This window comes from Psychromonas arctica DSM 14288, assembly GCF_000482725.1.
Classification (GTDB): Bacteria; Pseudomonadota; Gammaproteobacteria; order Enterobacterales; family Psychromonadaceae; genus Psychromonas; species Psychromonas arctica.
On sequence record NZ_KI519483.1, the window covers coordinates 31859 to 51281 of the forward strand.

The following is a 19423-nucleotide window of genomic DNA, read 5'->3' on the forward strand; positions in this document are numbered from 1 at the left end:
GATAGGTTTAGACCCAATGAAATTAATAAACTGTTTAATATGACAGTTTTATTGGACCATCTTTTGAATACACCAGTTAGATAATTACACACAGAATCATTATTCTCTGATTTCTGCAATCTAAACTAGAATCCCTTTATTTTTAGCATTAAAACGTGGCACATCTAAAGTGTTAAAACCAACTTAAACAAATCATTAGTATATTTGTTTCCTCATTATTTAGTCTCATCATCATAGATATTAAAGGTGATATCGTAGCACATCCAATATATTACGAATGTTTAGGTAAATAGACTCAACAGTTACTAGTGTTTAGAAAAATGTTGTGAATGAAATAAACCAAAGTGTAATGTTACGGAGATTGGCTTATGAGTTATGAAATAAAAGAAGCAAATCGCGAACATGCCCCCCTAGAGCGAAGGTTTCTTAAATTTTCTTTACCTTTTGAATCATTTATTGATAGTCAAATTGTTGCGGGAGTTGCCTTACTTGTATCTGCCACAGCAGCTATCCTTATGGTTAATTTTGGGGGGCTGCATAGTTATGAAGAGCTAAACTCACTGAAGTTAGCCATGTCTCTTGGTGATTGGAATATAAGTCATTCTATACATTATTGGATAAATGATGGTTTAATGGTGTTATTTTTTTTCATTTTGGGCTTAGAAATCAAGTATGAATGTTTGGTTGGTGCTCTTAGTGACTTTAAAGATGCTGTCTTAGTTATTATTATGGCCATTGGCGGCATGGTTTTTCCTGCGCTGATTTATTCAGGTATTATCTGGATTAGTGGGGCTGATGCACATCAGGGGTGGGGGATCCCAATGGCCACTGATACCGCTTTTGCAATTGGTATTCTTACTTTATTAGGATCAAAAGCACCACGAGCTGCTTATGTTTTACTTACAGGCTTAGCGATTGTCGATGACATGGGAGCGGTAGCTGTTATTGGCTTCTTTTATACCGAACAAATCATTCTATCATCACTACTTTGGGCGGGTATCACGTTAATTACAATGTTTGCTATAAACCTTGTGGGCATAAGAAAACCTCTTTTCTATTTAGTTGGAGGAGTGTTTCTTTGGTGGTTTATTCTTCAATCAGGTGTTCACGCTACAACGGCAGGACTACTCGCAGCAATAATGGTGCCTACTCGTCCCTATACAAACAAAAGACGATTCCGTTATAAAATGCAAAAAATAGTGGAAGACTTTCAAAAAATAGATATGCCATCCACTCCTATCCTAGAAAATGAACAACAACATGCACTTGTTGTTCAAGCTGAAGACATTGCAAAGCAAACAACAGCGCCGATATTACGTTGGGGTTATACACTAGACAAACCAGTCAGTCTTATTATTTTACCTTTATTTGCTTTCTTAAATGCAGGAGTAATGTTACCTACTATGATACCTGAATTTAAAGATACGGTAGTCTCCATTGCCATTATTTTAGGGCTGGTGTTAGGGAAGGGAATTGGTATCAGTTTTTTTGCATGGTTAGGTTTAAAAATGGGCATGCTCAGGTTGCCAGCAGATGTGCAGTTTTCTCATATTGTTGGAATAGGTTTTTTGGCAGGTATGGGTTTTACAATGTCATTGTTTATATCAGCATTAGCATTCGAAGGGCAACCTGCATTAATCGAACAAGCAAAATTGGGGATTCTGTTAGGTTCATTAATCGCGGGTATTATCGGGACAGTTATTTTGTTATTTATTTCAAGAGAATAATTTAAGCCAAGGATGAAAAAAATCATCTATTGGCTAAAAATGCCAAGGAACTAATGAAAAGACAACATTACAAATAATAATTCAAAGTTTCCTTAATACGAAATAGCTGAATTAGTATTTATATAAAATAGCTTAATTACTACTATTACAAAGCTAATTTTAGAAAGCATTCTTTTCAATTTTTGAAATGATAAAAAACAGTTTTCAGTACTTCTTTAACTATTGAAAAAATTTAATATAGCCAGAGTGATATTAATATTTGAGTGCTAAGTTACCTATCGTACATAAACTTAACATTATTTGTCGTAAACTTTTAGCCTATCTTATTACAATATCGTAATTGATAATGATTCAGAGGTTTTTATGAAAAAGATAAGCCATGAGCTAAAATGTATCGCAAAAAAAACAATTAAACCCAAGAAAAAAAGCACCCCTCAAAAACCTGAAAAACCAACGATTATACTGCCTGATAAAAAACTTTAAAGCCAATAACCACCTACTAAAGTAGGTGGTTTAGTTTTATGGGGTAAAAAATCGTACAGTCAACATTTCCTTTTAAAATTATCATAACCTTTACCGTCAAAGCTGTGTTACCTACTTTAGACCAATTGAAAGAGACTAATAATGGCTAACGTTGATGTATACACTCATGAAAAGGGAGTAGGGAGACTACAGAAAGAAAATGTGGCCCACCATTATTCATATGACTTAAATGCAAAATATGCATTATCCCTTACTATGCCTATACGATTAGAAACCTATACATACGAAGGATTACATCCATTCTTTCAGGTGAATATGCCAGAAGTGGATTATGATCCTATTATGAATGACTCAAAGAAATGGATCATGCAGATAAGAAATTGGAAAACGGCCTTGAATCGTTTTATGGTAACATTCGAAGACCCTCTTAAAGATTACGTTTAAAAACCGCAGTTACACAGATTTTTGGACCGGGTCGAAAATAGGCTTGTCACATTTACAATTATAATTATACTATTTTACTTCCATGTACTTCCTTTGCTCCGGTCTCTTTTACAACTTGTACTAAGTTATCTTTATTTACACCGCCACCCGGAATAATGATGATTTTATCTTGCGCATACGTAATTAGTTTTTGTAAACATTGTAGGTTTTCTAAAGCGCTATTTTTTCCTCCTTTGGTAAGTATCCTATCTACTTTTAACGATACTAAAATATCTATCGCATCTTTTTTGTTTTCTATCTCATCGAATGCCATATGAAATGTTTGTTTAAGGTCACTTGCCGCCGCCATGATTATTTTTACCTTTTCTACATCTATTTTATTTTCATTATTTAACACTCCATATACGATCCCATTTACCATCAGATCTTTGCATATTTTTATATCATCTAGCATTATTTCAAATTCTTCATCTGAGTATATAAAGTTACCGCTCCTAGGCCTTATAATCACGTTAATAGGTATTGATATGTTTGAAACAGAATTTTTTATTGTCCCATAACTTGGTGTAGTTCCACCTTCTAACAAGTTATCACATAACTCAATTCTGTCTGCTCCATTTTCATAAGCTCGTTTAGCCTCTATGTAACTTCCTACACAACATTCTTTGACCATGTTCTACTCCTTTTAAAAAATTATTAGTAACATAGTATGATCAGAATAGTACTCGTCAAGTCTATAAAACTAATAGCATTTTTTAGCCTGTTGAAATTTATAGCTATTTTATTATTATTTGAATTCAAGTAATAATACTTTTAGTTCGTTTTTATGGTGATGATATATGGGACTGGCGATCAATAAAGGGATATGGACGCATATGTTCACTCCATGTGATCAAGGTTAAACTGTTTTTACTCCGTTTTTATAATCATAAATATTAAGCAAAAATATGTCGCCGCTTAAACATTACGGATGACGTTTTCTGTAGGAATGTGGACTCAAATAAGCTTTAACGACTCATAATTACTCTTCAATCTTTTAGTTATCTAGCTTATACACGCTAAGAAGAGGTAGTTGTTATGACTCAGTCTCGCTTCAATGACGGGATTAGAGTCCTTTATTGAATTGTTTGGCTAATTCAACAACAACAGTTTCTAGTGGCCGAAAAGCAAAAGGAGCGTAATATTGGCATTTATCGGCCCTGATCATAAAATTTATTTATGGCAATAATTTAATAAAATATCCATCACATGTATTCACATATTTAATGGATATTATTTTTTGGGGAAGATGAGAGGAGGAGCTATTATTAAATGGTCGAGATAATGGTCTATTGTGGTTCTAATAACACGAAACTAAATCTAAAAAGTATGCTTCACATCAATTTAATAATTGTTTATTAGAAATAATGCAATTAATTTTTCATCAAGTAAATGCAAATAATGGTGGTTTTCTGATGAAGTTAAATTGGCTTGAAATGAGCGACTCTACAGTCTCGTTATGAGGCACCCACCATTAAGATAGGTGTCTGTTAGAGTACGTATAAAAATGCAGTTATACAGGAAGCGTCTGTCTGTCGAGATCATATCTAACTGAAGGGCGTTCATGTTCACTAGCGCCGTGCTCTCCATCAACTGCTTCCAATTGAATGTAGTTATAATTAGCCGTGAAATTTAAAGACACATCTGCCCCTCCTGGAATAACAGTTAAAACATGTTTAACTTTAAAGATTGCTTCATCAGCACCTAGTACGTAAATCTTTATAGAACCGCCACTATCACTATGATGTAAATTCAGATTAATATCTCTACCTTGATTTATATCTGAAATAGCCATTGTTTCGGTTACTTGACCACTGTAAAGTTGACCTTGAATCATTTTGTTTTCCTCATTATTGTAGATTATTACATTTAATAAATTTGTTATATGTACGTAATGTTTCATCACATAACGTTTTATTTATAATCCCAATTTAGATCACCACAATTCATAAATTTAATTCACAAAAAAGCATGCAATCATAATCATTAAACAGCATATCATTTACAAAAAATAAATGTAAAATTAAAGTCATATTACTGACAGGGGATGGGTTGTTGCAATTGCTAAACTTTTAATCGAATGAATTACAGTTATTAAACAAATCGAGTAAGCTATTAAAACATGCAATTTCAATCATTTATTAACAGATGTTCGTGCCCTAAAAATTTACGAGTCTATTTTGAAAGATGGTATTCATCCTGTTTTGCAAGTTAATAAGCATGCAAAAACGCTTATTGCAAGACAAGAGCCTGGCTCAAAGTTTCATGCAACAGGTACCCGAATGGGACCATTTAATAGAATGGATTGGTTTAGATGTAGTCTGCCTTGAGCGATTACTCTAGCCCCAAGTGTCTTGTATTTGCATTAAATCAATAGCTAATCTCCTGCATTTATTGTTAATATTTGATAATAAATCAACTGCGTTCTATTCAAACGAGTTACATCTTGCTTTACCACATCGCTACTTTATTTTTTCAAAAAAGGGATTATCTATGGGCTTTCATAAAAACTTAATCGCAGCTGCATTAACGACGACATCTTTATTCTCAGCTTCAGCTTTTGCAGTAGAAAATATTGACATACTGATCACTGATGCAACTGTACTGACTATGAATGCAGAAAAAACTATTTATGAGTCTGGTACGGTTGCCATTAAAGATAATAAAATTATTGCTGTTGGCGATAAAAAATTAGCAGACCAATACCAAGCAACTAAAATAATGAATGTGGCTGGCGACATCGTTATGCCAGGACTAATTAATACGCATACACATGTCTCAATGACCGTTTTTAGATCACTTGCCGATGATGTACCAGATCGCTTACACCGTTATATCTTCCCGCTCGAATCAAAACTGGTTTCTCGTGATATGGTCCGTATCGGAGCTAACTTGGGTAACGTAGAGATGTTAAAGGGCGGTGTAACCACTTACGCAGATATGTACTATTTTGAAGATGAAGTGGCAAAAACCGTTGATAAAATCGGTATGCGTGCAGTATTAGGTGAAACAGTAATAAAATTTCCTGTAGCGGATGCAAAAAATGCACAGGAAGGGATTGCTTACGCTCTTAAATTTATCGAAGAATATAAAGATCATCCTCGTATCACGCCCGCATTTGCACCACATGCTCCCTACACCAATACAACAGAAGTATTGCAACAAGTTGCAAAACTATCCGAAGAAAAAGGTGTACCTGTATTGATTCATCTAGCGGAATCTACACGCGAAGAAGAGAAAATTGCAGAAATCAGCGGAGGTAAAAGTCCAGTTCAATATATGCATGATATTGGTGCGTTAAATAGTCAGCTTGTTGGTGCACATATGATCTTAGTTGACGACGAAGATATCGCTTTGGTAAAAGCAAGCGATATGGGCGTTGCACATAACATGAGTGCAAATATAAAATCAGCAAAAGGTGTCTCACCGGCACTCAAAATGTATGACCAAGGAGTTCGCATTGGCTTAGGAACCGATGGCCCAATGTCAGGTAATAACTTAAGTACCATTGCAGAATTTGGACAAGTAGCGAAAGTACACAAGTTAGTTAACCACGATCGTGCTGCAATGCCGCCAGTTAAAGTCATTGATATGTCCACCATGGGGGCGGCCAGAGCCTTACATATGGAAGATAAGATAGGATCATTAGAAGTCGGTAAACTTGCTGATATCATTGTTATCGATACTAAAGCGGTGAATATGGTTCCCATGTACAACCCATATTCAGCTTTAGTTTACTCAGCTTATCCGACCAATGTCCGTCATGCTATCGTAGACGGAAAAATACTCATGGAAGATAAGAAGGTTTTGACAGTAGATGAAGATAAAATTCGTGAAGAAGCATTGAAATTTACCGATGTCGTTAGAAAAACTATTATCGATAGTGGAGAAATTGTGCAATAAAAAGTGAAAGATAACGGGCTAAATAATTCAGTTTACCCGTTTTATTTACTCCAAAGACATACCATCTAATTTTACTGGCCGCTCTCTCTGCGATTTACGAGCAAATTGCTAAACCACTAAACCTCTATTTATGATCAGTTTAGCTTATAAATCCAAGGACTTATTTCTAGCTTAAAAGTGCTTAGTGATGAGCAAAGAACGCAATCGATTGAAACGTTAGATATATGTCCTATGGATTAGTGTTTATAGCCAAACAATAATCCATAGCCTAGTAAGATTTAATGCTAGATCAGTTAATTATAAACAGTTACATACTGGCTATTTATTGAAATTTAGTCAATCCGATTCGATAAGCTGAAGGTGTTCTTTAATCACGTTCAACACGCCATGATTGAGATTACTCGGCGCACTAAAACGGGCGTATGTTTTTACTTTTTCATGGGCATTTTCTACTGCATAAGAATGAAAGCTTGCTTGTAACATTTCGATATCGTTAAAGTAGTCACCAAAACTCATTGTTTGTTCGAAATTAAAGTTTAATGTTTCTTGTAAATATTTGATGGCATCTCCTTTTGATGCATTGATATTCATTACATCAAGCCAAACCTTAGCGCTTACCACTACTTTATGGTCAATACTGAATTTTTCATTAATTGACGGATATACGTGTTCTTGTGAACCATCAAAATGGCAGATAGCAATCTTAATAAACTCATCTTCTACCTCGAGTAAATCTTTTACAAATTCACAACGATGGTAGTATTTTTTTATTTCATTAAGTGCTTCAGGTATTTGTGTTTCAATGTATGCGGACTTTTTGCCACATAAAACAATATGTGCACCTTCGATTAATCGAGCCTCTTTGATAATGCGATGAATTGAGCTGGTATCAATAGTACAACTGTAGAGTTCTTCGCCTTTATGCATGACTAAGGTGCCGTTTTCAGCAATAAATATCATGCGTTCCTTAACCGAAGAAAAGGTTTGTAATAAGCTATAATATTGGCGCCCAGAAGCAGCTGCAAACATAATATCTTTTTGCTCTAATTGTTGGAATACGTCAAAAAAATCAGGTGGTAAACGACCCTCTTTATCTAACAAGGTACCATCCATATCGGTAGCAATGAATTTAATATTATGTTGTGCCATTGATGAACGCTCGCATATTTTGTAAGGGATTGATAATAGGATGATTATATGATTTTTCGTGATGCTTTAGCAAATGGATAAAAACCATGTAGCTAGCATTAAAAGAAATAATTTAGAAAGTGGCATTTCATGATCTGTTAAAAATCATCTAGATCGTGTTTTTGGCCTCATCCTAAATAAAGTATTACTTCTTGGCTTAATTTTTATCCAGCTACAGTGGCTAGCTACTGAATAATGAATTCCTTTTAAAAACTCCCATCACTCAATTTATTCAATCGATGAGAGAAAAGAAAATATCTTGTTGAGCATCAATTAAATATGAATTAATGTGGTTAAGTATTGAGCTATGCAAGAAGGCCGTTAGTTTAGCTTTTGAAATAGTTAGATGCTCATGCATCACCACCAGTCGTTAGTAAATTATAGCAATCGTTCCAGAAGTTTATTCTTTGTGTTCTTCTCGGTGTCAAGAAGAGCGCCCCATAAATGAAGGGGAATTACCATGAAAACGATAACTGCATCCGTTGGAGATAAAGGCGAAAATAACATTGAAGATGTTAAAATAGTGCAAGGCTTGCTCAATCAACATAAATTTGCTGGCTTTGCAAAGCCGTTGATAATAGATGGACAATCAGGTCCAAACACGATTAAACGAATACAAGCTTTCCAAAAAATGATGATGGATATGCATCAAGCAGATGGGTTGGTTGATGCTAATGGTGAAACCTTGAGACGCTTACAGACCACTAAAGAAGCAGTTGCATCGATTAGTTCGCTATATTTTGGTGAAAAAGGAATTAATCTTTTGAAGGAAATTGAAGGTTTGGCAATAACTCCCTACGACGACCAAACCGGCAAAGATATTAAGGTGTGGGTAGAAGGTGCTACTATTGGTTACGGCCATTTGATTGCCAAATCAGATTGGTCTAAATACAAAGCCGGTTTGAACGAGGCGCAAGCGATTATATTATTACAAGCAGATCTAAATCCTTTTATTAACACCGTAAAAAGTAAAGTGAACGTTGATGTTACTCAGCATGAATTCGATGCAATGGTAATATTTGCTTTCAATATAGGTCAAACAGGTTTCTCTCAGTCATCGGTGTTAAAAATGATTAACGATCCTGACGTGATAACTTCTTACCCTACGTTGGAAAAAGCTTGGAAAGCCTGGGATAAATCTCAAGGTAAAGTTAATCGTGGTTTAAAAAATAGACGGCAGTCGGAGTGGAACATCTATCAGAAAGGAGTTTATGAAAAATGGTAAAAAGATCACTTAATTATATGTATCGGATCCTTCTTGGCTGTTTATTCTCTATTAGCGTTATTTTTGGAGCGTGTGCAATTGATAACCCAGATGCCCCAGATTTGTTTGGCGAGTTTGAAAAACGAGAAATGGTCTACTTGATGGCGATTGATGATCCCAAAAATAAAACCAGAGATTTTTTAGTTGCTTATAATAACTATCTGTTATTTTTAGACAAAGAATTAAATAAAGCATTTTCACATATTAAGTTGAAATTACCCAATGCAAGGAAGTCCGATTTGATAACTGCGCAACTTGCTTGGTTAAAGTACCGTGACGCTGAGTTTAAGTTAATTCAAAGTACTTGGACTCGTGAATATTTTGGCAGTTCAGCGGGAATATCTCGGGGTGATTATCGAACGCGGATAGTCAAAGAGCGCATTGTTCAGTTGTTACACTATGCAAAAAATCTTTAACGTTAGATCGTACCAATAGTTTTACTATAAAAGTATGTTATTGCATGTATTGTTTAGGTTAAATGATTCAACACTAAACAAGTATACTCAGAGCTTGTATGGTCGCGATGCCAAATGATTCTTTTAAACTCACCTGCAGTAGCTAGGTTTCTCTATTTTTTTGCTCAAGGCTGTTCTTTAGCAAGCTAATACATTGCTAAAGAACTGATTAGTAAGGAAATAACTTACTAAGGAATTGATTTGCTAAGGAAAAAACTTGGCAAAGTAATTATTTTACCAAGCCATAATTTTATGATTACAAAGGTAAGTACAAAACACGTCTGCAGTGCAGTGTTTTTAATTAACAGCTCATTGTTTTAAATAGCAAGGTAATTAAGTTGGATGCCAAGTCTCAACGTATCTAAAACAGATTGTGTCGTTGATTTATGGGTTATTTGACCCGCTTTAAGCTCGACCAATGTAACTGCTGAAATTTGTTTAAAGCTTTTGCCCGCTAAAAGTATCTGTATTAATGCTACTTGAAGTGGTGGCAAACTCGGATTAAAAGCAACGTTTTCTGCATAAGCACCGATATAGATTGATTGATCATCGAGTTGAATAGCGATGCCACAGTAGTTTTCTGAATAGGGCGCATGGCTGATATTTAAAGCAGCAACGGCATTCGTAAGTAACAAATTATCATCAGATACAACATATTTTTGTGGTTTATCTTCCATTAACAGTGTCGTTATATTGAGATCTTTAGGACCAAATGATTCTGGTAGATAGTCTTGTAACGTTTTTGCTTGTCGATTTGGCAGTTGTACCATCATTTTATCTGCACTGCTTAGTTCATTCATAAACTGTCGGCAATGTCCGCAGGGACTATAGTTTATGGTGATATCTTGAATGCCCGTCTCTCCTTTCATCCAAGCATGGGAAATGGCAGATTGTTCTGCATGCACTGCTTGTGCTAGCGGTGACCCTGGAAATTCAATATTAGCCCCAAAATATAATATTCCTGAAAGGCCGCGCGCAATCGCTCCAACACAAAAATTGGAAATAGGGGAGTAGGAGTAACTTGCTGCAAGTGGCAGTAATGCAACACGTAATTCACTATCACTTAATGTAGTTATAGTCATTAATTCATTAAACTGTGCCACTGAAATAGTGGCAGAAAAGTCCTTATCTTCAACGATAGGTTTTAAATAATCGGCTAAAATTATAGGTAGTTCATTCAATGCATTTGCTAACAATTTATTCATTATTTTATTCCTAAGCTTTTTGATCGACCGTTTTCCGATAGCTGAGATTTACTATCGCTTGAGCGGTGCTCGCTCCATTTATGCAACTGTTCTCCGGTATAAGTCATGAGAAAGCCAACAATAGCACCAATAAATAAGGCAATAATAGTAACCATCCATTCTCCATTGGAAGAAAAAATGGCGGCTGCACCGATGAATGTGCCAGGGATAAATTTAAGCACATTAAATTTAGCTTGAAAACACATAGCAAAGGCAAAGATAGCCGTTGTGGCATAAGGAGCAAAATCAGCTGCAAGATAAGTGGAGAAAACAATAATTAACATTGCCCAAATTGTACCACTGAAATTAGTCAACCAGACTTGAACCAATCCTTTCATACCTTTATCAGTACAAGCAAAATAACTGGTTGCCCCTAAGAATACTAGCCAGCTTGCTATATCAAAAAAATCAGTAAGCCAAACTAACAAGCCGGATAAAATGCCAGTGCTAATTGACAATGCTAACAGTAAACTCATCGAATATCCCTAATCTTTGTAAATTAAAATAGTATAAAAAAATATGAAATGAAAGCACATGCTTTGAGTAAACATGTGCTTATTGTTATAGAAAGGAGAGGCAATAATTGATTGGTTACGTTACATAACCACTTGCTAAACATTAACCGATATTAGCGCACCATTTTTTCTCAATGTTTTTGTTAATAAACCTACAAAGAAATAGATTAATCATCATATTCAAAGGCGGTATCATTATTATTTACATCAAGCAGTGAGCATAATGTACATCAAACACTGCTTCAATAACTGCCACTCTGATTTCTTGTGCCTTGTTACAGGCTTTACTTTAAATATCTTCCGCGCGGATTTGCCCGTAAACATTGGGTGTCGGTTGATAAGCTTGGTCGCCTACCTTAATAGCCTGAAGTAGTGCTGCAGCAGCCTCTTGCCATTGTTCTTCACTGCGAGCATGAATAACAGCTAGTGGTTTTTGTTCGTTTGCAGTGTCACCTAAACAAATAAAGTTATCAAAACCAACAGCATAGTCAATAGTATCGCTAGAAACGCGGCGTCCACCACCCATACTCACTACGGCCATACCAATTGCTCTGGTATCCATTGCGGAAACAATTCCACTTTGTTTTGCATAAACAGGTTTGACAATTTGTGCTTTTTCTAGGTATTTGTCGTAGTGTTCAACAAAGTCTTTAGGTCCACCTAAGCCTGCAACCATCTTACTGAAACATGCTGCGGCAGAGCCGTCGTCTAGCACGGTTTGTAACTGTTGATGTGCTTGCTCGCTGTTTTCAGCTAATTTACCTAATACTAGCATTTCCGCACAAAGTGCCATGGTGATTTCATAGAGTCTAGGATTGCGGTATTCACCGGTTAAGAATTGTACTGCTTCACGTACTTCGAGTGCGTTACCTGCTGACGAGGCAAGTACCTGATTCATATCAGTTAAAATTGCCGTTGTTTTTGTGCCAGCACCATTAGCCACAGCAACAATAGATTTAGCCAGTTCTTCAGATGCTTGGTAGGTGGGCATAAATGCACCGGAACCCACTTTTACATCCATCACTAGTGAATCCAGCCCTGCTGCTAATTTTTTAGACAAAATTGACGCGGTGATCAAACTAATATTGTCTACTGTAGCGGTGATATCTCGAATTGCATAAACACGTTTATCGGCAGGGGCAAGGTTGCCAGTTTGACCAATAATCGCTACACCTGCTTGTTTGGTCACTTCGCCAAACACATCGTTGCTTGGAGAAATGTTGTAACCAGGAATTGATTCTAATTTATCTAATGTGCCACCAGTATGACCAAGACCACGACCAGAAATCATTGGTACAAAACCACCACAGGCAGCAACCATTGGACCTAACATCAGCGAGGTAACATCACCCACGCCACCTGTTGAATGTTTATCAACAATAGGGCCACCAAAATTCATGTGATCCCAGTTCATGACCATACCTGAGTCACGCATTGCACAGGTAAGGGCAATTCGCTCTGACATGTCCATTTCATTAAAGAAAATAGTCATAGCAAATGCACCAATTTGGCTTTCAGAAATAGTATCGTTAGCCACGCCTTGAATGAAAAAGTTGATCTCTTCAGTGCTTAGTGTTTGCCCATCACGTTTTTTGCGGATTATTTCTTGAGGTAAAAACATTAATCTCTCCATACTCTTTAACGAGTTTTAATTAATTGTTTGTCTGCCCCTCTATAATAAATAGAAGGACTAGCTGTAACGAAAGCGATGCCTAGTATGCTGTTGCATCGGCAGTTTGATTTGTCACTTCTAATGTGTTCAATAAATTAGTCAGTAGACTTGATGCACCAAAACGGTAATGCATGCTATCAGCCCATTGCTCACCTAGAATTTGATCTGCCATTGCTAGATATTGCGCTGCATCTTGTGCTGTTTTTACGCCACCTGCTGGCTTGAAACCAACGCGCTGAGCAACACCCATATCACGAATCACCTTAAGCATTATTTCAGCTGATTCTGGAGTGGCGTTAACTGCAACTTTACCAGTAGAGGTTTTGATGAAATTTGCACCAGCATCAATGCTCAACTCTGAAGCACGCTTAATTAACGCTTCAGTTTTAAGCTCTCCAGTTTCAATGATCACTTTAAGTAAAATATCACCGCAGGCTGCTTTACATTGTTTCACTAGCTCATAACCAACATTTTCATTACCGGCGATCAGTGCGCGATATGGGAAAACCACATCAACTTCATCGGCTCCATAAGCAATCGCAGCTTTAGTTTCTGCAACTGCAATCTCAATATCATCGTTGCCGTGTGGAAAATTGGTCACGGTTGCAATACGCACCTCTGGTGTACCTTGTGCAAGCAGTGTTTTCTTAGCAATCGGGATAAAACGAGGATAAATACAAATTGCAGCGGTATTACCAACGGCCGTTTTAGCATTATGACAAAGCTCGATAACTTTTTGATCTGTATCATCGTCGTTCAATGTAGTTAAATCCATTAGCTTAAGTGCACGTAAAGCAGCTGTTTTAATATCAGACATAGGGTTGGCTCCAGTTTTATCGTAAGTTGAAAGAGGTTTATGTGCTCGAGAGTACATCGAATAAAAGCATTGATATATACGATATAGGCAAAGCACTTTTTACGTATGGAAAAAGTGAAGGATTGATTAACGTTCTTGAATACTGTTTTTTTTGCCGCTATGTTATGAAGCTATGTTATGAAGTCAGGTTATGCGACTAGGGTTACAAAATTAGGTCTAAAAAATCGGTTTTAAACGATATAACAGAGCATAGAAACAGGCTCTGCTATTAAAGGGCGCTTTACGCGGCACTGGCACAAGAAAAAGCACTGACGATCACAACGAATAAATGAAAAGAAACGAAAGGTTTATTTAATGCGACTAAATGTTCTTCACCCAAGGAGCTAGAGCTAGATCCCAATAGGGCGGCGTACCAATATGCTCCTTTAGAAACGTGATCACTGTATTCAGCCTTTTGGGAAGGTGCTTTTTTCGTGGGTAGACGGCGTAAACCGGCATATCTAAATTAGCTTTCCAGTCTGGTAGGAGTTGGATAAGTTTGCCTGTTTCAAACTCATTGGATAATAAATAGGTCGCAATATAACCTACGCCGTGATCTCCGATAACTGCATCCCTTACTGCTTCAGAAAGGTTGACACGGTAGTTGCCAGTGACATGGTTACAACATAATTGTTCGCCCTTACTAAATGGCCAATAGCTGTAGTCACGGGTATTACTATGATAGGTGACACAGTTATGATGCAATAAATCATCTGGGTGAATAGGTTTCGGGTTTTTATCTAAGTATCCCGGTGAAGCGGCAAGCACGAAATTACCATCGGCGACCCTTTGGGCTATATAACCTTCATTGATATCCGCATGGGTTGTTATCCATAAATGAATACCATCATTTAGCATGTCGATTTTTTGATCTGAAAAAGTGATATCAAAATTGATCTCTGGATACTGCTTTTGCATTTTATCTAATACTGGAATGACGTGCAGCGCGCCAAAACTTCGTGATAGTGCCAAACGGATGGTACCTGACATTTGTTCTGTTGCATCCATCATTGCCGCTTCTGCATTTTGAATATTTGCATAGAGTTGAGCACAATGTTCAGCAAACTCAATACCCGCATCGGTTAAGGTCAAATTGCGCGTGGTTCTTTGCACAAGTTGCACATTGAGTTCTGACTCTAATTGAGTTAATTGTTTACTAACATAGGAAATTGATACATCCAATCGTTCAGCCGCTTTAGTAAAGCTGCCACTCATTTTCAATATATGTAATAAATACATTTGATTAGCACGGTTTTTCATTTCAATTTCCAAGTTCTAAAAAAGCATCTTACAAAGATAGTAAAAGCAATGCCAGTAAAAGAGCTGAATGGTAGATAAGTGAGGTGAATAAGTTATATTAACCTGCTATTGATCAATATCTATTGTTCTGTGGCTAGTTAGGGGAGCAAGTAATTGCTGTCATCAAATTGATTTATTTAGATTTTTAACGCTATCTCTTATTATTAAACTTGGTTCAAGTTTGATGACGATAGACTCAGCGCGTTGTTTATTAATTTTTTCTAGTAACGTATCGACAGCTTTTGCACCTAACCTAAATTTAGGTTGATGAATGGTGGTCAGAGAAGGGGTGAAAAATTTAGCCATTTTAATGCCATCATAGCCAATGATAGAGATGTCTTCTGGTATTCTTATCCCTTGTTTATGGGCTGCATTAATAACCCCCATTGCCATCATGTCATTACCAATAAAAAGTGCGGAGGGCAGTGGGCCTTTTTCAAATAACTTATTAAATGCTTGAAAACCACCTTCAGCTTCAAATTCATCTTCTATGATCCATTCTTTGTTGACTGCAATATGTGCTTCTATCATTGCTTGTTTAAACCCTTGCAACCTTAAGTGAGCCGTATTTTTTTCTAACGGGCCTGTAATACAACCTATTTTTGTATGCCCACAGTCTATTAGGTATTTAGTCGCCATGCTTCCACCGAGAAAAGAGTGATCTTGGATTTGATCTAGTGAAGGATCAGCAGGCCCCCAGTCCATAACTATCGAAGGAACAGGTTTATGATGTTGAAGCAGATCAATATGACGGCCATCTACTTCTGCACACATAAGCATTAACCCATCAACACGCTTTTGCATTAACATGTCTACGTTATGCTGCATTCTGTCTAATGGACCCTTGTGGCATAAAACTTAACCATCTACTTTAGTAGGTGGTTGAGTTGGCTTCAACTGCGGTCATTATTTTCTTTATTCAGTTGAGCCCTTGTATCAGGACTAACTTATTGGGCCACTTCTTTATTCTTGATGGTAAACCATCAAGAATAAAGAAGTGGTGTATTTTAACCAGCAATATTAATTAGCTATTGAGCAAAATTGGTATTAATAACCAATAAGTCTCAACAAGTTCTCTGCTGTTTTTATCGCTTCTTTGCGATTTGCAATATTCAGCTTCTGATACAAGTTGCGAATATGTGTTTTTATCGTTGTACCTGCCACATCCAGCTCGAGTGCGACTTGTTCATTGCTTAATCCAGAATAAATCAAACCTAATACTTGCCATTCCCTTTGTGTTAAGGGACTGGTTCGAACGAGCTCAGGTATATCAGGGTGATTCACCAGTTGATCCACAAAACTTTCATCGAAGTGGATAGAACGGCTCTTTTGCTTGATAGAAATATCTTTTAATAATTGTAACGTACGGTGTTTTTCAAGTTCATTTAAGCTAGCGGAACTGCTAAGTTTTTGTAGTAAATGCTCAATATGTACACCATCGATCAAGAAGTTACTGACCATGCCTGTTTGGTTAGTTAAACTTAGTGCTTGTTTTAATGTCTCTAACGCTAATGTTTCATTACCTACTTTTGTCGCTATAATCGCTTCAATAATAAGATTACGATTATTATCCGTAATTAAATGTGATGCTTTGGCCTCAGACTGTAAAAACTTAATCGTTATTGTTGCTTGGTCATATTGTTCAAGGGCTATTTCAGCTCTGACAATGTTACGAACTTGCAGTTGCAAAAAGTGGTTATTTGCTTGGTTAGGGCGGATTGCGGTACCTAACCAATTTTTTATTGCGTCTAAGTCATTACGAGCTTGCCAGTATAAAAGCAATGATTGTGACGCATGTGCTGACCAATCATCATGATAGGTTGATTGTTGTACTAGGTGTTGTATTTTTTCAATAAATCGCATGGCCTTATCTAGCTCTCCACGACTTATTGCTATCATCGCTAGCATTGAATAACAGTGTAAGTGTTTGCTAGGTTCTATGTTTCCGAGTACATTGATTCCTTTATAAGCACATTCTTCAGCTTCATCTAAGCGATTCCAGCACCATAATATTTGCGCACGGTTACGCAATAAAAACTCATGTAACGGCAATTGCTGCAATTTTTGTTCAGTAATCAGTTTAAAAGCACTATCTTGTAACTCAAATGCAGCTTGTACAAAACCTTGTGCCAGCAGTATTTCACCCTGTTGCAATATTGCCCACAATGCTTGATGAAAGAGTTTATGCTGTCTCGCTAATTTCTCGGTTTGTTGCATTAAAGGTAGGGCTCTGTCTAACTGTCCCATTACATGATTTACTTCACCTACTATAGAGGTGGTGATAATTCGATTTCGATAACCATTAGAGTCTAATTGGGTTAATGCTAGTTCAGCTAGTTCAAAGGCTTTTTCAGGCTCACTTCTATTAATAGCAACTTGCGCAAGCAGCGCATTAACTTGACCTTGATCGTTTGTTGTTAACGTAATATTTCTCTTATCGATCTCTTGCTTAGCCTCCGCCAGCATATTCTCTACTGCGGTATAGCTATGTTGGCTTTGTGCAAGCCAAGCTCTTATTAATGGCAGTTTAATATTTTCGTATAACTTGTCAGGAGACAAACTGTTAATTGCACTTTCTAAATTAGTTAATTCACCATGATTAAACATTCTCCAGCCGTGCGCGGAAATGATTTTTGTCAGTAGTTCGCCATCATTTACTTTCTGTGCATGAAACATAGCCTGTTGAGGGATATCTAGTTTTAGCCATGCTTTAGCCGCTTTATGATGAAGCGCATTTTCTTCCTGCGGGATCCGTGCTTGACGTTCATGTGCTAGAAACTCTGCAAATAAATTATGAAACCTAAACCAGTTTTGTTCTCCCTCTAAGGGGTATATAAATAAGCCATAACGATTTAGGTATTCAAGCATACTCAATGCATCGTCTCTTTCTGTTAACTCACTAATAAGCGTATCGTTAAAGGTACTCAGTACAGAGCATTGCATTAAAAAGTGACGAGTATCATTATCTAAAAAGTCAAAAACTTCTTCAACAAGGTATTCCCAAAGATGGCCATTACTAAAATTTGAAACAGACTCAACCGATTGTGCTAGTGTTTTTTTGTTATGTTGTGCTTGTAACGCGATAAGTTGTAATGCAGAAGGCCAGCCTTCAACATAAGCACGAAGGTTATCTACCGTAGTATCATCTACGCCCTCGGAAAAACGTTGATTGAAAAAACGAGCTGTTTCATCTGCATCAAAAGCGAGAAGATCATTGTCTATTTCGATCATTAAGTCGCGTACTCTAAGGTTTGCTGTACCAATAGGAGGTGCAGAACGACTGGTTACGATTAATGTTATATTATCTGGCATATGTTTAAGGAAAAAACGTATCCCTTCATGAATCTCATTTTCTTTGATCAAGTGATAATCATCTAATACCAAATAACATTCTTGGTGATAGTTGGAAAGTTCACTAAATACTTCACCAAACAATGATTGCAGCGATGAAAATTGACGTTTTTCAACTAATGTTTGCGCATTAGGACAGGACTCGTTAGTTGCCTTGTTGATTGCTTGAATGAAATAGTTAATAAAATGAAATATATCATTGTCATTCTCATCAATGCTGTACCAGCCGACGGAGGATTTATCCGCTAACCATTGTGCGGTCATGGTGGTTTTTCCATAGCCTGCTGGCGAACGAAATAGAACCAGTTTATAAAATGGCGCTTGTTGCAATAACTCGAGCACGCGAGGTCTTAGTATTGCGTTATGTAATCTGCCTGGTCTTGTTAGTTTTGATGGGAGCCACATTTGCTTTCTCGTGTTATTAATTATTTCTATTATAAGGGCCAAGCGTACGCTATATTCACTAGAATTGACTACTGCAAGGCTTTACATTGCATGACATTACACACATTTTTTAGTGCCCTGTGTAATAGCGATGTGACTCTAATCTCGTACTGTATGGCATGGCTAATTCTCGATGATAGTACTGTTTTCAAAACCTCAATCACCAATCATCAAATTATGTGACCTAAAGTATACCTTAAGCTATTTTTGAAAATGATGATGCATATCAGTGTTTAAACCTAATATCATGAAAAAAAAGCTTATTTTTTTTTGTAAGAGTATTTATATTTTCAAATCAGCATTAAGATTAATTCATTTACTATCGAAGTGTCGAGACTACTTTATCATTGTTATTTTAAAAAGTGACTTGGCACTCATTATCCACACTAGTGCTATCTATTGATTATTATCGTAAAAGGTCATCGATTCTGTATTCATCGCCCTAAGCATAAACTTAGTTTTCTACGCCCTTAATACTCCTCCTTATTTAACCCTAAATTAGGAGGATGTTTTGCGTTTAATATAAATCCAGAATATGC

Annotated in this window: 14 protein-coding genes and 1 pseudogene; 5 read left to right on the forward strand and 10 right to left on the reverse strand. The window is 36.6% G+C overall.

Annotation, left to right across the window (positions count from 1 at the left end; translation table 11 throughout):
* The first annotated feature begins 368 nt into the window (after positions 1-368).
* Together nhaA and H592_RS24970 are read left to right on the forward strand one after the other, a co-directional pair.
* Entirely contained in the window at positions 369-1727 is a 1359-nt protein-coding gene (gene nhaA / locus H592_RS0118515) for a Na+/H+ antiporter NhaA (protein ID WP_028870086.1), read from the forward strand.
* Positions 1728-2351: 624 nt separating this feature from the next.
* Positions 2352-2528: pseudogene (locus H592_RS24970) on the forward strand (HipA N-terminal domain-containing protein); the annotation flags it as partial.
* 190 nt (positions 2529-2718) lie between these two features.
* Here the strand turns inward: H592_RS24970 and H592_RS0118530 are convergent.
* Both H592_RS0118530 and H592_RS0118535 read right to left on the reverse strand, forming a co-directional pair.
* The gene (locus tag H592_RS0118530) at positions 2719-3327 is read right to left on the reverse strand and encodes a copper homeostasis protein CutC (protein WP_028870088.1); all 609 of its coding nucleotides are present in this window, start codon (positions 3325-3327) and stop codon (positions 2719-2721) included.
* Between the two features lie 879 nt (positions 3328-4206).
* The gene (locus H592_RS0118535; RefSeq protein ID WP_028870089.1) at positions 4207-4530 is read right to left on the reverse strand and encodes a hypothetical protein; all 324 of its coding nucleotides are present in this window, start codon (positions 4528-4530) and stop codon (positions 4207-4209) included.
* 656 nt (positions 4531-5186) lie between these two features.
* Between H592_RS0118535 and H592_RS0118540 the strand changes: the two genes are divergently transcribed.
* Entirely contained in the window at positions 5187-6596 is a 1410-nt protein-coding gene (locus tag H592_RS0118540) for an amidohydrolase (protein WP_028870090.1), read from the forward strand.
* 336 nt (positions 6597-6932) lie between these two features.
* On the opposite strand, the gene H592_RS0118545 is transcribed toward H592_RS0118540, so the two are convergent.
* Entirely contained in the window at positions 6933-7745 is an 813-nt protein-coding gene (locus H592_RS0118545; RefSeq protein ID WP_028870091.1) for a Cof-type HAD-IIB family hydrolase, read from the reverse strand.
* A 499-nt stretch (positions 7746-8244) separates the two neighbouring features.
* On the opposite strand from H592_RS0118545, the gene H592_RS22815 reads away from it, so the two are divergent.
* Together H592_RS22815 and H592_RS0118555 are read left to right on the forward strand one after the other, a co-directional pair.
* Positions 8245-9009: a glycoside hydrolase family protein gene (locus tag H592_RS22815; protein ID WP_028870092.1), complete on the forward strand. Its 765-nt coding sequence runs from the start codon at positions 8245-8247 to the stop codon at positions 9007-9009.
* On the forward strand, positions 9003-9464 hold the full coding sequence (locus H592_RS0118555; RefSeq protein ID WP_028870093.1) for a lysozyme inhibitor LprI family protein: 462 nt from the start codon (positions 9003-9005) through the stop codon (positions 9462-9464). Before H592_RS22815 ends, H592_RS0118555 begins: the two co-directional genes overlap by 7 nt.
* A gap of 356 nt (positions 9465-9820) precedes the next feature.
* On the opposite strand, the gene cdd is transcribed toward H592_RS0118555, so the two are convergent.
* The 7 genes from cdd to malT form a co-directional block, all read right to left on the reverse strand.
* Positions 9821-10708, reverse strand: a complete 888-nt coding sequence (gene cdd, locus H592_RS0118560; protein WP_028870094.1) for a cytidine deaminase — start codon at positions 10706-10708, stop codon at positions 9821-9823.
* On the reverse strand, positions 10708-11223 hold the full coding sequence (locus H592_RS22820) for a DUF1097 domain-containing protein (RefSeq protein ID WP_051369264.1): 516 nt from the start codon (positions 11221-11223) through the stop codon (positions 10708-10710). The genes cdd and H592_RS22820 overlap by 1 nt, the downstream gene beginning before the upstream one ends.
* A gap of 328 nt (positions 11224-11551) precedes the next feature.
* Entirely contained in the window at positions 11552-12883 is a 1332-nt protein-coding gene (gene deoA, locus H592_RS0118570) for a thymidine phosphorylase (RefSeq protein ID WP_028870095.1), read from the reverse strand.
* 91 nt (positions 12884-12974) lie between these two features.
* Positions 12975-13751 (reverse strand): deoxyribose-phosphate aldolase, encoded by a 777-nt coding sequence (deoC, locus tag H592_RS0118575; protein WP_028870096.1) that lies wholly within the window; start codon positions 13749-13751, stop codon positions 12975-12977.
* Between the two features lie 360 nt (positions 13752-14111).
* On the reverse strand, positions 14112-15050 hold the full coding sequence (locus tag H592_RS0118580; RefSeq protein WP_028870097.1) for a LysR family transcriptional regulator: 939 nt from the start codon (positions 15048-15050) through the stop codon (positions 14112-14114).
* A gap of 162 nt (positions 15051-15212) precedes the next feature.
* Entirely contained in the window at positions 15213-15917 is a 705-nt protein-coding gene (locus H592_RS22825; RefSeq protein WP_051369265.1) for a substrate-binding domain-containing protein, read from the reverse strand.
* Between the two features lie 219 nt (positions 15918-16136).
* Positions 16137-18845, reverse strand: a complete 2709-nt coding sequence (malT, locus tag H592_RS0118590; RefSeq protein ID WP_028870098.1) for an HTH-type transcriptional regulator MalT — start codon at positions 18843-18845, stop codon at positions 16137-16139.
* Between the last annotated feature and the right edge of the window lie 578 nt (positions 18846-19423).

Coding starts and splice junctions, on each gene's coding strand:
- nhaA (WP_028870086.1), top strand. CDS start 369: ATGAGTTATGAAATAAAAGAAGCAAATCGCGAACATGCCCCCCTAGAG.
- H592_RS0118530 (WP_028870088.1), bottom strand. CDS start 3,327: ATGGTCAAAGAATGTTGTGTAGGAAGTTACATAGAGGCTAAACGAGCT.
- H592_RS0118535 (WP_028870089.1), bottom strand. CDS start 4,530: ATGATTCAAGGTCAACTTTACAGTGGTCAAGTAACCGAAACAATGGCT.
- H592_RS0118540 (WP_028870090.1), top strand. CDS start 5,187: ATGGGCTTTCATAAAAACTTAATCGCAGCTGCATTAACGACGACATCT.
- H592_RS0118545 (WP_028870091.1), bottom strand. CDS start 7,745: ATGGCACAACATAATATTAAATTCATTGCTACCGATATGGATGGTACC.
- H592_RS22815 (WP_028870092.1), top strand. CDS start 8,245: ATGAAAACGATAACTGCATCCGTTGGAGATAAAGGCGAAAATAACATT.
- H592_RS0118555 (WP_028870093.1), top strand. CDS start 9,003: ATGGTAAAAAGATCACTTAATTATATGTATCGGATCCTTCTTGGCTGT.
- cdd (WP_028870094.1), bottom strand. CDS start 10,708: ATGAATAAATTGTTAGCAAATGCATTGAATGAACTACCTATAATTTTA.
- H592_RS22820 (WP_051369264.1), bottom strand. CDS start 11,223: ATGAGTTTACTGTTAGCATTGTCAATTAGCACTGGCATTTTATCCGGC.
- deoA (WP_028870095.1), bottom strand. CDS start 12,883: ATGTTTTTACCTCAAGAAATAATCCGCAAAAAACGTGATGGGCAAACA.
- deoC (WP_028870096.1), bottom strand. CDS start 13,751: ATGTCTGATATTAAAACAGCTGCTTTACGTGCACTTAAGCTAATGGAT.
- H592_RS0118580 (WP_028870097.1), bottom strand. CDS start 15,050: ATGAAAAACCGTGCTAATCAAATGTATTTATTACATATATTGAAAATG.
- H592_RS22825 (WP_051369265.1), bottom strand. CDS start 15,917: ATGCAGCATAACGTAGACATGTTAATGCAAAAGCGTGTTGATGGGTTA.
- malT (WP_028870098.1), bottom strand. CDS start 18,845: ATGTGGCTCCCATCAAAACTAACAAGACCAGGCAGATTACATAACGCA.